General features: G+C 46.5%; 20 protein-coding genes and 2 pseudogenes. 18 read left to right on the forward strand and 4 right to left on the reverse strand.

Annotated elements, in window-relative coordinates:
* Positions 1–150: 150 nt before the first annotated feature.
* Complete coding sequence (locus XI25_RS35900; protein WP_327204855.1) at positions 151–573, reverse strand: cytochrome P450; 423 nt, start codon at positions 571–573, stop codon at positions 151–153.
* Positions 488–1,531: a cytochrome P450 gene (locus XI25_RS23755; protein WP_268794561.1), complete on the reverse strand. Its 1,044-nt coding sequence runs from the start codon at positions 1,529–1,531 to the stop codon at positions 488–490. Before XI25_RS23755 ends, XI25_RS35900 begins: the two co-directional genes overlap by 86 nt.
* A gap of 384 nt (positions 1,532–1,915) precedes the next feature.
* Between XI25_RS23755 and XI25_RS36495 the strand changes: the two genes are divergently transcribed.
* The 6 genes and pseudogenes from XI25_RS36495 (at position 1,916) to XI25_RS23790 (ending at position 5,548) form a co-directional block, all read left to right on the forward strand.
* The gene (locus XI25_RS36495; RefSeq protein WP_046680563.1) at positions 1,916–2,383 is read left to right on the forward strand and encodes a phosphotransferase; all 468 of its coding nucleotides are present in this window, start codon (positions 1,916–1,918) and stop codon (positions 2,381–2,383) included.
* Entirely contained in the window at positions 2,362–2,859 is a 498-nt protein-coding gene (locus XI25_RS36500) for a phosphotransferase family protein (protein ID WP_046680564.1), read from the forward strand. Before XI25_RS36495 ends, XI25_RS36500 begins: the two co-directional genes overlap by 22 nt.
* A gap of 67 nt (positions 2,860–2,926) precedes the next feature.
* A pseudogene (locus tag XI25_RS23775) lies at positions 2,927–3,284 on the forward strand (VOC family protein).
* A 50-nt stretch (positions 3,285–3,334) separates the two neighbouring features.
* Positions 3,335–3,985 (forward strand): Gfo/Idh/MocA family protein, encoded by a 651-nt coding sequence (locus tag XI25_RS23780; RefSeq protein WP_046680565.1) that lies wholly within the window; start codon positions 3,335–3,337, stop codon positions 3,983–3,985.
* Positions 3,975–4,448: a hypothetical protein gene (locus XI25_RS23785; protein WP_046680566.1), complete on the forward strand. Its 474-nt coding sequence runs from the start codon at positions 3,975–3,977 to the stop codon at positions 4,446–4,448. Before XI25_RS23780 ends, XI25_RS23785 begins: the two co-directional genes overlap by 11 nt.
* A 95-nt stretch (positions 4,449–4,543) precedes the next feature.
* Entirely contained in the window at positions 4,544–5,548 is a 1,005-nt protein-coding gene (locus XI25_RS23790) for a phosphotransferase (protein WP_046680567.1), read from the forward strand.
* 96 nt (positions 5,549–5,644) lie between these two features.
* Here the strand turns inward: XI25_RS23790 and XI25_RS36505 are convergent, their stop codons facing one another.
* Both XI25_RS36505 and XI25_RS36510 read right to left on the reverse strand, forming a co-directional pair.
* Positions 5,645–6,139, reverse strand: a complete 495-nt coding sequence (locus XI25_RS36505) for a polysaccharide deacetylase family protein (RefSeq protein ID WP_327204845.1) — start codon at positions 6,137–6,139, stop codon at positions 5,645–5,647.
* Entirely contained in the window at positions 6,054–6,497 is a 444-nt protein-coding gene (locus XI25_RS36510) for a polysaccharide deacetylase family protein (RefSeq protein WP_327204846.1), read from the reverse strand. The genes XI25_RS36505 and XI25_RS36510 overlap by 86 nt, the downstream gene beginning before the upstream one ends.
* Positions 6,498–7,051: 554 nt before the next feature.
* Between XI25_RS36510 and XI25_RS35210 the strand changes: the two genes are divergently transcribed.
* From XI25_RS35210 to XI25_RS23845, 12 genes and pseudogenes are all read left to right on the forward strand, one after another.
* A complete protein-coding gene (locus XI25_RS35210) occupies positions 7,052–7,243 on the forward strand; it encodes a hypothetical protein (protein WP_235440138.1) in 192 nt (63 codons plus the stop codon).
* A gap of 61 nt (positions 7,244–7,304) precedes the next feature.
* Complete coding sequence (locus tag XI25_RS23805) at positions 7,305–7,667, forward strand: VOC family protein (protein ID WP_046680568.1); 363 nt, start codon at positions 7,305–7,307, stop codon at positions 7,665–7,667.
* Between the two features lie 50 nt (positions 7,668–7,717).
* A complete protein-coding gene (locus XI25_RS23810; protein ID WP_046680569.1) occupies positions 7,718–8,134 on the forward strand; it encodes a GNAT family N-acetyltransferase in 417 nt (138 codons plus the stop codon).
* Between the two features lie 16 nt (positions 8,135–8,150).
* Positions 8,151–8,351, forward strand: coding sequence for a hypothetical protein (locus XI25_RS35215; protein ID WP_046680570.1), 201 nt, complete (start codon positions 8,151–8,153; stop codon positions 8,349–8,351).
* A 36-nt stretch (positions 8,352–8,387) separates the two neighbouring features.
* Positions 8,388–8,642 (forward strand): annotated as a pseudogene (locus XI25_RS32470) (iron chelate uptake ABC transporter family permease subunit); the annotation flags it as partial.
* 294 nt (positions 8,643–8,936) lie between these two features.
* Entirely contained in the window at positions 8,937–9,542 is a 606-nt protein-coding gene (locus tag XI25_RS31590; protein WP_235440209.1) for a response regulator, read from the forward strand.
* A gap of 5 nt (positions 9,543–9,547) precedes the next feature.
* Positions 9,548–10,480, forward strand: coding sequence for a helix-turn-helix transcriptional regulator (locus XI25_RS23825; protein WP_235440211.1), 933 nt, complete (start codon positions 9,548–9,550; stop codon positions 10,478–10,480).
* Positions 10,477–12,186 carry a cache domain-containing sensor histidine kinase gene (locus XI25_RS31595; RefSeq protein WP_052759731.1) on the forward strand — a complete coding sequence of 570 codons (1,710 nt, stop codon included), beginning with the start codon at positions 10,477–10,479 and terminating at the stop codon, positions 12,184–12,186. Before XI25_RS23825 ends, XI25_RS31595 begins: the two co-directional genes overlap by 4 nt.
* A 107-nt stretch (positions 12,187–12,293) precedes the next feature.
* Complete coding sequence (locus XI25_RS35220; RefSeq protein ID WP_235440139.1) at positions 12,294–12,806, forward strand: hypothetical protein; 513 nt, start codon at positions 12,294–12,296, stop codon at positions 12,804–12,806.
* Entirely contained in the window at positions 12,796–13,245 is a 450-nt protein-coding gene (locus tag XI25_RS35225; RefSeq protein ID WP_235440140.1) for an ABC transporter permease subunit, read from the forward strand. Before XI25_RS35220 ends, XI25_RS35225 begins: the two co-directional genes overlap by 11 nt.
* Positions 13,246–13,309: 64 nt before the next feature.
* Entirely contained in the window at positions 13,310–14,170 is an 861-nt protein-coding gene (locus XI25_RS23840; protein ID WP_052759732.1) for a carbohydrate ABC transporter permease, read from the forward strand.
* 45 nt (positions 14,171–14,215) lie between these two features.
* Positions 14,216–15,244, forward strand: coding sequence for an extracellular solute-binding protein (locus tag XI25_RS23845; RefSeq protein WP_046680573.1), 1,029 nt, complete (start codon positions 14,216–14,218; stop codon positions 15,242–15,244).
* Positions 15,245–15,247 lie beyond the last annotated feature (3 nt).

Here is a 15,247-nt window from a genome sequence, read left to right on the forward strand (position 1 = left end):
GTCAAGCGGAAGAACCTCTAAAAGTTATTTTTAGAGGTTCTTTGTGAAGAGATAAGAAAGTATAAGCTTCGGAGACGCTGCTTCCTTATCCCGCAAGAAAAATTTCTGCTAAATGCGGTCTGTCTTCTGAGAAAGTACGTCGATAGGCGTTCAAAACCCGATCAATTCATGAATGGTACCGCGTACAGGCACCCGTTCAAATTTTCCGCCATGCGGGCCGATGTGCAGGGGCATTCCGTGAACAGGGCGCATCATCAGATTCGGGCTGATCCTTGCATCACGGACAACCGAATAGCGGTATCGCTGAAGAAGGACAGCAAGGACGATCTTAAGCTCCTGCATGGCAAAATGCCAGCCAATGCACATATGCGGTCCGGCGCTAAACGGCAAAAATTCGAACGCGGATGGTTTAAGCTTCTCCCAACGCTGCGGCTTGAACCGATCCGGCTCCTCATATAGCTCGGGCAGCCGATGCGTGACCAGCTGGCTAAAAAAAGACGTTCGTTCGCTCCGGTAGAGAATATCCGCCCAACTCGGAAGGAGCGGCGGTGATCCGCGTACCGATGCTGGCAGGGGGCATCAAGCGCAAGCCCTCTTTAATCACCCCGTCCAGCAGCGGCAGTCTTCCAAGCTGCTCCAGCGCTGGCGGGTCTCCGTTCAGCACGGCGTTTAATTCATCCATAACGCCGGAATAAACCTCCGGGTGCTGGATGAGCAGAAACAAGGTCCAAGTCAAAGCATTGGCCGTCGTTTCATGTCCGGCGACATATAAGGAGAACGTATGCCCGACCAGCTCTTCGTCCGTCAAGGCTGTACCATCCTCATCATGCGCCCGGATAAGAGCGGCAAGCACATCCGGCTTCGAATCCAGATGTTGCCGCTTATTATGAATCATCGAACGGATCCGTTCGTTAAGCTGCCCGGCAATGCCGAGTGCGCGATGATAGGGAGTTAAAGGAATATTGACGGGTGCCAGAGTGACCAACAAAATTGACTTCGTCAGGCGGTAAATCAACTCCCCCATGTGATCCATTTCATGTTCGTCCTGCATACCGAACAGCGTCTTGACAGCGATCCGCTGCGTTAATTTTTTCATTTCGGCGTTTAACTCTATTTCCGTCCTGCCCCTCCATTCGTCAGCCAACCGTTCTGTAATCATGGCCATATCCTGACCGTATCGGACAATTTGGTCATGCTGGAAGGCCGGCTGCATCAGGCGGCGATGCTGTCTGTGTTTTTGTCCGGACATGAGCATTAGGTTATGGTAAAACATATCTCCCAGAACGGTGTTTTGGGGGATCTTGACGAATGCCGAGCTGACTTCGAAAAAATCCGGATTGGTTAATATTTGACGGTTCATTTCAGGACCAAAAGCAAACACGGTCGAAGGCTTGCTGCCTTGGCCTAAAGCGACAATGCTGCCATACGTGTCATGCAGCCAACGTTGAAAGGTAAAAGGGCGACGAAAGAACTTAAACATATTCGCTTTTGGGCCTAAGACGGAGTAGGGTCCGGGAATGCTGTTCATCATCACACATCCTTTTTTTAAATGTTTTGAAATGAAATGTTTTATATTATTCATAATATACAAAATTACGAAAGATGATCAAGATATTTTTGTGCTGGATGAGTCAGAAACGGGAAGAATGATTTATCTCTTTTCGAACCAAGAACAGGAAAATCATGTTATGTTATAAACAATGAAATGAATCCACCGAGTATTGGGCTTCGCGTAACATTGTATTCAAGGCATTAGAATGAACAAGATTTTGAATTGGCTGGTTTATTTAAGCAGGCGCATCAGTCCGGACAATTACAAACCACAGAGGATGTTGTGAAAACATTGATTACCGGCTATTTATAACCATGGGAAAGATCTTATTGCATTACGGTTTCGGGCTGGAGGAAGGACCCTATGGACAAGATCAAAACCGTATTAAAAGATTACTATGAACTCGATCGCATGAACGTTTCCCAACAGCAGGGGGGCTGGGCCGCCCTCGCCTTTAAAGTGTTTGACGATGATAGGACCTATTTCCTGAAGGTATACGAAAAGAGCAGAGCATCGACGCCCAAATGGACGGCTCTTATTGACCATTATGTGCCCGTGCTGCGCTGGTTCGAGCATAACAGCGGGCTTAAGGGCAAAATTCCCGTGCCGCTATTGACGAAGCACGGCGAATATAAATGTGAGAGCGAGGATGCCATCTATCTTCTGTATCAGTACATCGAGGGAGAAACGATCGGCAATCGAGAGTTGACCAAAGAGCAAGTCTGCGAGCTGGCGGACATCATATCCGAGCTTCATTCCTATGGTGAAGAACTTCCCGTTGTATCGGAAGCGATTAGGAGGATTTTGACGTGCCGTTTATCCAGCAGCTGAGGGACGTGTTGGAGAAGGATTTTAACGGTTTACCGGCGGACATTAAGGAAATGATCACTCCCCATATTCTACAAATAGAAGAGCTGGCGGATACCGTTGAGAGGTTTTCGATGAAATTGAAAAACGGCCATACTTGCATGGCCCTGTGCCATACGGATATTCACAATTGGAATCTGATGCAATCCGGGCCACAACTGATGCTGATCGACTGGGAAGGTCTGAAACTGGCTCCTGTCGAAGCGGACCTGATGTTTTTGGTGGATCATCCGCACTTTGAGGATTTTATGCACACGTATCGAAAAGCCCATAAGGATTATGAATTGAACCCCGAGGTGCTGCATTTTTATCAGGGCAGACGTAAGCTGGAAGACATTTGGGAATTTGTGGAGCAGCTTCTTTTTGATGAGCAAAATGACCAGGAAAGAGCCGAGACCGTAGGTAATTTGTCAAAAGAGCTGAAGGAATTAAGCCAATAATTCGATGTTAAGCCTTTATCTACAATGAAATTATGCATTACATGAACATGTCACGGAGGCGGGGGAAATGACAGTCAAACGGATTGTCTCCAACATAAATACAGCGGATATCCAAGCGGCCAAACGTTTTTTATCAGGATGTGCTCGGACTTGATTTGCTGATGGATCACGGCTGGATAGCGACATACGGCTCAAACCAGGAAATGAGCGTGCAAATCAGTTTTGCGTCACAGGGAGGTTCCGACACGTTAACGCCTGATCTCTCCATTGAAGTCGATGATATAGACCGGGTTTACGAGCAGATGAAAATCGCCGGATTCCCGATAGCGTACGGACCAGCCGACGAGCCTTGGGGGGTAAGGAGATTCTATGTCCGCGATCCGTTTGGGAAGCTTGTTAATATTCTGGCTCACAATTCCAACTGATCGATCTGTGATTCGAATGCCGAACGCTAAAATCCACTAAAGGAGACATAATGAAAACCATTCATTTAGGCATGATTGGAAGCGGTCATGTGAGCAACCGATATTTTGAACAGGCAGCCAGCATTGAAGGAGTGGAATTTGCAGCCGTTTGCTCCATGCATTTGGAGCATGCCGAGAGGAAGGCAGCCATGTACGGAATCCCGAGATGGTATGACGATTACGAGGTCATGATGGATCATGAGGCGCTTGATGCCGTAGTCGTCACCACCCCCCATTCCGTGCACGCAGAGCCGGTAATTGCCGCTATCGAGCGAGGTTTGAACGTTTTAAACGAGAAGCCTATGGCAACGACCTTTGAGGATTGCAAACGTATGGTGGCTCTCGCCGAGGAAAAGGGAACGATTTTCATGAGTCTGCCTTATGATTTGAGTCCTGCCTTTTTGGCTGCATCCGAATATGTTGATGACCGATATATTGGAAAAATTACGGGGGCTGAGGCGCAGCTTTCCCTTCCGGGCCCGTGGCGCGATAACTGGTACTATGATAGGTCCATATCCCACGGAGGCGCAGTGCTGGATTGCCTGGTGTATCCGGTTAGCCGGCTTGTGGGTTTACTGGGACCGGCTGTAACCGTAATGGCAGAAGTCAACACGCTGATTCCGAATCGTATCGTAGGCGATGGAAAAAAAAGTGTACAGTGACGTGGATGATAACGTATCGGTCATCGTCCAATTCGAGGGAGGACAGCATGCCGTTATCCGCTCATTATGGGGAATGCCGTTCAAGCAGAACAATACCATCATTTACGGGCGGAGCGGGACTATCGCTTTAAATGACAGCGGGTATCCGCTCGTTATCCAGACGTCGGAGAAGATGATACCGGATGCGGAGCGAGTCGTCTGGCGCGGGATGGAGAATTGTTATGTTCCGCACGGGATGATGTCCGAGCAATCAAACAAGAGTGTGATCGCCCATTTTGTTGACTGTCTCAGAACAGGCAAGCAGCCGGTCCAGTCGGGCAGGCAGCAGCTTCATGTGCATGAGATCATGTTCGGAGCCTATCGATCAGCGGAAACCGGTCAGCGCTACCGGCTGACGACAACGTTTACTCCCTGGTCTAAACTGGATCCCGGCATCTTTGATACCCGCAGTGGTTACCTATGAGTAAATATGCAATTTTTTAACATTTAAATGGTAGGGCAGTATTGATATGCGAACGGTTCATGCTAATACATGGAATCCTAGAGGAGTGTTTTTTGATGTATTTTCCAGTCACCTATTCAACCTTATCCGATCAAGCTTTAAAAGAGTTTATAAGCAAGCACTATGATCTCGAAGATATTACGGAGGTCAAATACTTGCTTCGAGGAATGAACGATACTTATTTAGTTTTAACAGCAGAACGCAAGTACGTGTTTAGAGTATACCGCGGGGATTGGAGACGGGAGTACGCTGAAGTTGCTTTTGAAATGGAGCTGTTGCAGTTCCTCAAGCAGCGCGGGATATCCGTTTCCATGCCTATAGAAGATGCCCAAGGGGAGATCATTCATACGCTGAATGCACCAGAAGGAAAGAGATTTGGTGTTCTCTTTACCTATGCAGAGGGGGCTGAGAGAGATATCGATAGCCAAGAGATAAGTTATGTTTTTGGAAAAGCGGCGGCTGAAATTCACCTGGCATCGGATAACTTTCAAAGTCATTATCCAAGACAAAAGCTGGATTTGAATTACCTCATTCATCAGTCTCTTGCCATAATCGAATCAGGTATGCAGCACCGAAGAGAAGATTTTGAAGGTTTGAAAAATATAGCCAAGCAGCTTGAAGAGAGCCTCTTAAAGCTTTCATTAGCGGAGTTGGATTGGGGCATTTGCCACGGGGATCTTCATGGAAATACCAATATCAGCTACAAGGACGATATGTCGTACACGCATTATGATTTTGATTTGTGCGGATTGGGGTGGCGAGCTTATGATATTGCGGAATTTCGCTTAGCCCGAGAGGTCCGTCTTGGCCATGATCCCCAAAAATTAGAAGAATTATGGGATGCATTTATACAAGGATACAGATCGGTAAGGGATCTTTCGGAGAAAGATGTAAAAGCCGTCCCCATCTTTGTGGGGATCCGGCAGTTGTGGTTAATGGGGCTCTGCCTGATGGACCCTCATATCGTTGGAGGCATTGACTACGGCGATGATTTTATAGATGAGAAGCTCTCATATTTCAACAACCTGGAAGTAATAATGATTCCAGACCCTTCATTGTAAGAATATCAGGGGGAAAGACTGCTCCGGTGCGCGGCAATTAGGAAGAGAGTGATCCTCTCTCCAAACATCGCCGCGCAATGGAGCAAGAAGTTAAATTTATTCAGCCGAGGGCTCCATATCAAACAGTTCTAAAACGGATACCAGCTTCATTCCATTGTTTCTGAGCGTATTGATGATATTGGGCAGGCATTTTACCGTTCCCGACAAATCTTCGCCCTCTCCGCCGCCGGAATGCTGCAAAATAATCGAACCCGGGCGCATGTGAGCCAGAATGTTGGTCTGCACCTCTTCGGCACTTAATCCTTTCCAATCCAAGGAATCCACGTTCCAGTTGATCACTTTTTTACCCTGGCTCGCCAGCCATTTAATTTGCTCTTCGCTGATATTGCCATATGGCGGTCTCACGATATTCGGTACATATCCGGTATACTGGCGGATCAGTTCATCCGTTTTTTGGATTTGATTGCGAAACCTGGCGTCCGCCAATTTTGGAAGATTCGCATGGTTATAGGAATGATTGCCGATGGCATGTCCTTCTTGAACCATGCGTTTCATAATGTCGGGATGGGCTTCGATCCGGTTTCCAACCACAAAAAAACGTCGCTTTGACTCCCTCCTGCTTCAAAACATCAAGGACTTGGGGAGTGAAAATATCATCCGGCGCATCGTCGAACGTCAGGGCAACCTCGCGTTTCGTCGATGGTCCATTCAGCAAGAAGGTGCTGCGGTACTTCTTTTGCAAGTCCGACAAGGAGAGGAGATGCGGGCTCCGGACGTTTTGTTCCTTTCCGCTGGCTAGGTTAGGGGTTGAAGAATTGGATTGTATTTTAGTTTGTTGTTGGGGCAAGGTTTTAGGTTGGGCTTGCTGCGATTGTTGAGCATTGTTTTGTGTACAACCCGAGCTCATCCATATGACCAAAAGGGATAGGATGATCAGACGGAACCGCATGGCATATCGTCCTCCTGTTAATCTGATTTGGTTTCGATGCCGGTAGGGTTTGTTTCATTGGATAAAATTATGTATTTAACGGATTTTGAAGGGAGGCGGCAAATTATGCCTTGGCCAATGGTTCATTTTGCGATTGCAGCGGAAATATCGGGTTTGAATCCCTCACCCTCTTTTTTTATTGGGGAGCATTGCTCCCGATGCCGTGCATATGAGGGGAAACGTGACTAGGGAAGATAAGGGGAAGACGCATCTAGTCAGTAAAGGGATGTTTCCAAGTATAGATAAACTCAAAAATGAATTGTTGATCTGTTGGAACAAGAGAACGGAGCCCGACTGGAAAGAGTATGTACTGGGTTATTTTGCCCATATTTATGCGGACATCCGATGGACCGAGACCATATATGCGGATTTTGAAAAAAAAATTTCAAGGTAATCCCGAAGATATCAGAAAAACTTACAATCAAGAGGTTAGCCAAATCGAGTTTAATTTGCTGAAATCCGAACAATGGGCCGGCATGGTTCTTCGTAAGTTACGGATATCAAGCGCGTTTACCATGGAATCTTTGGTTACCGAAGCGGAAGTAAACGGATACCGGGATGTCAAATTGGAGTGGCTTCAAAATGGCGGCAATGAGCCCAAGATCCAAACGGTCTATTTTATGGATGATGCAGTGAGGATGTTTATCGATTCAACAGCCACGGAATGGAAGGCACTCTTGAAAGAATGGGGGAACTCTTCTGACTGATTCAATGAAATATTGGATTAGAACTTGCAGATCACAATAAAATCTGGAAGGAGCTTTTTGAATGATTACAGGCTTTCATCATGCTCAAATCACCATACCGAAAGGCAGCGAAGAAGAGGCGAGGAACTTTTATTGCGGGCTCCTGCAGTTGAAGGAGATTCCCAAACCCCAATCCTTATTGGGTAGAGGCGGGTTCTGGGTGCAGGTAGGAGATCAGCAGTTGCATATCGGGACGGAGGATGGGGTTGATCGTTTGCGGACAAAAGCCCATCTGGCGTATGAGGTTGAAGATTTAAGATCTCTAGAGAGACTTCTGGCAGACAACGGTATTCAAGTAGAGGAATCCGTGCCCATTCCGGGATATGAAAGGTTTGAATTCAGGGATCCCTTTGGCAACAGAGTGGAGTTTATCAAACGGGCCTAACGTTTTTTAAAAGCAGTAAAAACGAATAAAATCATAGGGCGTGAATGCCGATGTACTCTTTTCGCGAAATGAAAATCCAGGATTATAAGAAGGTTTTCGATCTTTGGTCCGAAACGGAAGGAATGGGGTTGAACGATGCCGATTCGGAAGAATCCATCGCTTTCTTTTTAGACAGAAATGCAGGGCATAGTTTCGTGTGCATGGACGGGGACGAAATCATCGGGACCATTTTATGCGGACATGACGGCAGAAGAGGTTTTTTATATCATGTAGCCGTGTCCGAGGAATATCGGACGGGTGGAGTGGGCAGCAGGTTAGTCGATATGGCGCTGGATACGTTGAGAACAGCGGGCATACGCAAATGCCACCTGATGGTTTATAGAGAGAACGAAACGGGAAACCGATATTGGGAACGGGCAGGCTGGTTGAAGAGAGAAGACATTCTGATTTATTCCAAAGGAACTTAGGAAATGAACATTCACCATGCATTTCAAAGACTCTATCATCGTTCATGACGGAGAAGACTACGGAGTATGCGGTATTCCTGCCGGGACAGGCAACATCGGCTTGGATCAACTGTTCCGGACCATTCAGGATATTGAAACACCTTCTGAAGAAGAACTTCTCGTACAGCAAGTTCGCAAACGTCTTATCCTCGAGCGGATCCTGTTCATTTATATGTAAAGAGACCCAATTAAGGAAAGAACCTAAATCTACGACGTATCGGCGGTCGGCTCGATTGGATTCATCGGACTCCTTGCCCCGCATATGGCACGAAGCCTTGTCGGCAGCCGGAACCAATGGCTGCTCCCGGTGGCCGCGGTCATTGGGGCTGATCTTATGCTCCTAGCAGATTGTATTGGCCGTATCATTATTATTCCGCGCGAGGTCCCCGTAGGAGTCATGACGGCCATCATCGGCGCTCCATATTTCATTTACTTACTTCAGAAGGAAAGGAAACGGAGCTTATCTTAACGGGGTGCGGCTTCAAGCCAGGCTTTCATAAAAGGCATTCGGGAAAGGGACGTTGTTTTATGCAACGTCCCTTTTTTGTTTAAGGATCGGTTCCCGTGAAAGCGGTGGCCCGCAGAGCTACCCGCGGTTAAGAACCGGTAGGGAACGAGGTGTTTTTCTTTTGGGCAGGAAATCCCGGGGGCATGCCCTGCATTTAAAGCGCTTACATATTGTGATAGACTACGATTCAAGCGAATGTATAGTGATAATTATGCTTTACATTTTTGAAGATGGAAGGTGAAATCCGTGTGGAAAATGCTTGTGGTAGACGATGACAAGTTTGAGCGGGAAGGCGTAAAGTTTCTGGTTAACAAGTTCGGTTTGGAGCTGGAAATGATTGAGGCGGACGACGGTGAAGCAGCGCTCAATTACATCACAAACCATGAGGTTGATATATTGTTTACGGACATTCGGATGAACGGGATGGATGGGCTTGAATTGGCTGAGAAGGGGAGAGCGCTGTCCAAAACGCTTAAAGTGATTTTTATGAGTGCCTATGGGGAATTTGAATATGCGCAGCGTGCTATTGATGTTAACGCGATCCGTTATATTTTGAAGCCGGTACAGACGGAAGAATTCCTCAGGGTAATATCCCAGGTCATTCAATTGTGCGAAGAGGAGCAGCTGGAGCAATGCCGGCAAGAGCGTATGGAGCATGCTTATCGCAGAGAGATCAGGCACGAAAGACGAAGAATGGTTACGGATCTTATTAACGGTGAAACGGAAGCTGCGGACGGACTTTATGAGCTGGCATGGCCGACGCTAACGCAATCCGGTGTTGATGAAGCCAGAATGATTTTGCTGGATAGCCGCAGTCGTTTTTTTTTGATTGGCTTGATCTTGAATTGGAGCATGATTTGAAGAATGTGATCGGGAGCGAATTTGGGATTATTGATCTGAACGAATTTCAGTGCCTGGTTTTAGTCCCGTTGAGAAACGGAAAAAAGGAAGATCTGCAGCGATTGGGCGAGCGGCTCATCAAGTGGTTCAAAGAGCATTATCTAAGGGAAGTAACGGTTGTTATAGGAGGGGTACTGGATAGGGGAAGCTTGTTTGGGCAGCAATTCAGCGAGATGGAAACGGTACTCGAGAACAAATTTTTCTATGATGACAGCACTGTCCTTTTCAGTCATCTGGCATCTTTCACAAACGAACGGGAAGCGGATTCCATGGACGAAGCTTTAATGGAATTGACAGAGGACATCAAGCGGCGCCGATATGATATTGCGAAGATGCGTCTTGCGCAGTTGTTTGAAATCATGCAAAACAGCGACCGTTTCACGGTTACGTATGTCAAATATTTGAGCACCGATATCGCCAAGACGCTTTTTGAGGCATCCGTGCAAAAGGATCCGGACCAATTTCAGCGGCACCTAGATATGGTCTACAAGACGTCCAAGTTAAGTGACCTGAAGTCGGTCATGCTTGACATCATTTGTTTTAGCGAGCCTGCCGGCGATAACTCCTCTGAAACTATTCGCAAAGCAATCGAAGATGTTGTCCATATCATTGAACATGAGTACAACACGGATCTTTCACTAGACATACTGGCGGAGAGGGTTTATTTGACGCCCAGTTATTTGAGTCATCTTTTCAAACGTAATAAGGGCATCAGCATCATTAAATATTTGACGGTGCATCGTATGGAACAGGCTCGCCGCCTCCTGCTTACGACTAATCGCAAGATTGCGCAGATCAGCCGTGATGTCGGTTATACGAACATTCCTTATTTCAGTTCACTGTTCAAAACACACTATGGCAAAACACCGACTCAGTTCCGGGAGGAAGCTGCTTTATGACACGGTTTATGGAGGCATTGTTTAACAGGCTTCGGTTCAATCAGAAGCTGTTTCTTTCCTACCTGGCTGTCATTATTATTCCGATTTTGGTTCTGGGGATCTATGCTTATCGCCAATCCGAGAAAATGTTAAGGATTCAGGCTGCCGAGAGCATAGAGAGAAACGTGGAGGCCATATCCCAAAGTATCAATAGCGACCTTGAGCAATACAACCATACAATCCGTTCCATTGTGAACAATCGAACCTTTCAGCGGATCGTCCGTAAAGACTATCTTGATCTGGTTAATCTGTCTCGCGATTTAAAGGAGTATCTAAGTCCATATCTATCGATGATGATGATGATGAACAGTGATATCAGCAGGATTACCTTTTATACTCAAAGCGACGTTCCGGAATATGGCGATTCAGTCTTGTCTTATGGACGGGTTAAAAATGAGCCATGGTATCCGGATGCGATCGAGAAAAAAGGCAACCGCTGGCATTTGGACGCCTCTGGAAATCTGTCCGTTACGGAATTGTTTCCTCGATTTTTCTCGGACCCATATAAGAACATATTTTATATGCAATTTCGCAGCGGAAGCTTGTTCAGGAATATTTCGGATCTGGCCAAAGGATATGGCATCACTATCGCTGATGAAAACGATAAGATGCTTTATGTGAACCCCATTGCAGAGGCGAGTCAAGTCGGAAATCTAAAAGGCGTTTCCCCCGAACCAAATACCATCATAGAAATTTCAGGCACTAAGCTATATGTGGTAACAAAGACAATTCCGCAGACGAACTGGACGGTTCGCTGCTTCGTCCCCGTTGACCAGGTGACTCCTAAAGCCGGAACGATTTTGGGAGCCACGCTGATTGTTATCGGTTCATGCATGATCATTTTATTGATCATGATATCGGTTTTCTCTAAAACGATGATCAGACGTATCTACAAGCTGAATTCACTTATGAGACGGGTCGAAAATGGAGAACTGTCTCTGCAGGTGCGGAGCGGCTCGAAAGATGAGATTGGAGAGCTGACAAACCGGTTCGGTAACATGCTTGTTCGCCTAAACGCCCTGATCGAGGAAGTATACGCCAACAAGCTCATTCAAAAGGAAGCGGAGTTAAGGGCATTGCAATCGCAAATCAATCCGCATTTTCTGTATAACACACTGTCTTTTATCAATTGGGAAGCGATTAAAAGCGAACAGTTTAAAATCAGTCATGTAGTGACAGCGCTGTCCCGCTTTTACCGGACATCTCTGAATAGGGGAGATAATATCATATCCGTACGTGACGAGATGGAAAATATCAAATCATATCTCGATATCATGCTTATGATGAGCGACTATGCTTTCGATGTTGTGTTTGATATTAACGAAGAAGTATACGGATACCGGATGCTGAATCTTATTTTGCAGCCACTGGTCGAGAATGCGGTGAAGCATGGAGTTGACTCGATGCAGGGTAGAAGAGGAGTGATCGCAGTCACGGCGAGAGTATTGTCTCGAACGATTGAGTTCACGGTTGAGGATAATGGGCCGGGCATGACGGAAGAAGAGATCGGCCGGCTTGTGAATATGCAATCGTCCGGTTACGGATTGAGAAATGTGAATGATCGGATAAAGTTGTTTTTCGGTGGAGAATACGGCGTTGGAATTGAAAGCGCATTCGGTAAAGGTACCATAATGAAAGTCACGATTCCTCAATTCATGAAAGAGTGAAAAAAAAATGAAGCATTTCAAAAATATCTAATAAATCTTTCCGAAAGGGGACGTGATAAAATCAAAAATATCTTAAATGTATGCGCATACATAAAGGGGGGACACCAATGGAGGAAACGGCTCCGTCAACACGGAGCGGCTTGGGCTTAAGGATTGAAACACGGCGCAAAGTCAAGCAATATCGGGTGCTCTTGCTGATGTTGATTCCCGGAATTCTTTATTACGTTATTTTTCACTATCTCCCTATGTACGGTGTCGTGCTTGCGTTTAAAGAATTCAAAATTACGAAGGGGATTTTGGACAGTCCGTGGGTCGGATTTGATGTTTTTATGAAGGTGTTTTCGGATGATTATTTTTTCACTGTATTGAAGAACACGCTGATCATCAGCCTTTATAAATTAATATTTGGTTTCCCTGTACCCATCCTCTTCGCGTTGCTGCTCAGTGAAATTGCCAGTGCAAGGTTTAAGAAGCTGGTCCAGACCGTCTCTTACTTGCCGCATTTTATTTCATGGGTAGTTATGGCCGGCATTTTTTTTCACGGTCTTCTCTTTAGAGGGACCCGTAAATACAATCATACAGTTTTTTGGAATGGAACCGGTACTATTCTTGGCGGATGATCGCTATTTCCGGTCGATTCTCGTATTAACCAGCATTTTTCAAGGTTTCGGCTGGGGCTCTATCATCTATTTTGCAGCCATTTCAAGCATTGATCCACAGATGTACGAAGCGGCCGTTATCGATGGTGCCGGGCGTTTTAAGCGAATGTTTTATATCTCGATTCCGATGCTTGTGCCAGTGATCGCGATCATGCTTATTTTGTCGATGTCCGGGATCCTGGATGCGGGATTTGACCAGATATTCAACATGTATAATCCAAGGGTAATGAATGTCTCCGATATTATTGATACCTATGTATACCGCAAAGGGCTGGTTGAAATGAATTACAGCTATGCTACCGCCGTAGGGCTGTTCAAATCCATTATCGCTCTCATTTTGATTATAGGCGTCAATCGTCTGGTGAAGATGATCGGTGGCCGGGACCATGCTCTATGGTAGAGGAAAGACGCTTGGGGGGTGTTTGACATCATCAACGTAAAAAAAATCTGCCGGCGACAAAGTGGTGGATGTGTTTCTTTACATTATTGCTGCGGCCATCATGTTTGCTACGATTTATCCATTCTGGACTCAAGTCGTTATTTCGCTGGATGGCGCCGGAGCGGACAGTGCAGCCTACTCCTCGGGTATCATACTGCTCCCGCAGCAATTGTCTTTCGAGAGCTATAAACTGGCCTTTGAGTTTGATGCACTATGGCAAGGATACTGGAACACGTTGGTTCGTACCTGTCTCGGCGTAGCGCTGTCGGTATTGTTCACGTCGTTGACAGCCTATCCATTATCCAAAAAGGACCTGCCTTGGAACCGGATCTTTACGGGGTTCATTCTTTTTACGATGTTGTTTGGCGGCGGCACCATTCCAAACTATCTGCTGATAAAAGAGCTGGGTTTGTACAACTCGGTGTGGGCGCTTGTCATCCCAGGAATGGTAGGTACTTTCAATGTTCTTATCATGCGTAACTTCTTTCGTGCGGTCCCCGAGGAACTTGAAGAGTCCGCCAGAGTCGACGGGGCCGGATATCTCCGCATTTTCACGCAAATCGTGCTGCCGCTATCCAAACCTGTTCTGGCAACTGTCGCTTTATGGGTTGGCGTAGCGCATTGGAATGCCTGGTTCGACAGCATGATTTATATGTCTGATCCGGATAAACAGGTGCTGCAGGTCGTGCTCCGCAAGATCGTTATTCAGAACAACATGACGGATATCAACACGGTTATTCAAAATATAGGAAGCAAGACCGAATTCTCCGGAAGGCGGCTTCAGGCAACCGTGATTATGTTCTCGATTATTCCAATGATCGCTGTCTATCCGTTCATTCAAAAGTATTTTGTCAAAGGGGTATTGGTTGGGGCCGTAAAAGGATAATAACGTCTTTCCGGATTCCTGTATTGAAAATGGGGGAGGGTGTGTATGAAAAATAAACGATTGATGACCGGTATGGTTGCATTTCTGGTGTCGTTTTCACTGTTGGCCGGTTGCGGCCCAAATAGCACCTTGAACGAATCTTCTGAGAAGTCTAACAATAACACAACTGTGGAGCAAGGTGAATCCGAGAAGATAAAGCTGACGTTTTGGGATCTGGATGGTAATGGCGATGGGGCACTCAATTCGGTCGGCATAACAGCGGTGAAGGAGAAATTCGACATTGATGTTGAATTCGTGGCTGCTACCCGCGAAACGTTCACGGAGAAGTTGAATCTGATGATCGCCTCTGGCGACATTCCTGATTGGTGGAAGGAACCATCGTTCTCGGAGTACGATAAATTTTTACAGCAGGAAGTAGCGGCTGAGATTCCACAGGAACTGATTGAAGAGCATATGCCGAGATATGTCAAGTGGTTAAAACGGTATTTGGGCGATGACCCGTACAAGTTCGTTCGACGAGACGGCAAGATCTACGGGCTTCCGGTGCTCTGGGATATCGGAATCGACGGCATGCAGCTTGGTTTTAGGGAAGACTGGCTAAAAAAAGCAGGCATTACAAAAACACCCGAGACAATCGAAGAGATGGAAGCGGCCTTGACAGCTTTCAGAAACGGAGATCCGGACGGAAACGGCAAAAAGGACACTTACGGCATTACGGCTACGGCTGAAAATGCTGCTTCAATGTTCAGCTCGGTATTCGGTGCATACGATGCTTACCCGGGTATTTTCCGTGAAAAGAATGGCAGGATTGTTCGGGGAGATATTGAGCCGGGTGCGAAGCAAGCGCTGGAAGTGTTGAACCGTTGGTATAAAAATGAGCTGATTGACCCGGAATTCGTGGTCAATAAAAGCAATAACGTGGAAGATAAGGTATTGACCGACAAAAATTGGTGCGATCGAGTTTTATTGGTGGGCATTCCTGCCGGGCGATGCGTTCCTTGGCGGGGAGCAATGGTACGACAAGCTGAAGAAAAAGAATCCCGATTTCAATTGGGCTATTACTGGGGGCGTTAAGGG

It is taken from the genome of Paenibacillus sp. DMB20 (genome assembly GCF_000987955.1).
Taxonomy (GTDB): Bacteria; Bacillota; Bacilli; order Paenibacillales; family Paenibacillaceae; genus Paenibacillus_AQ.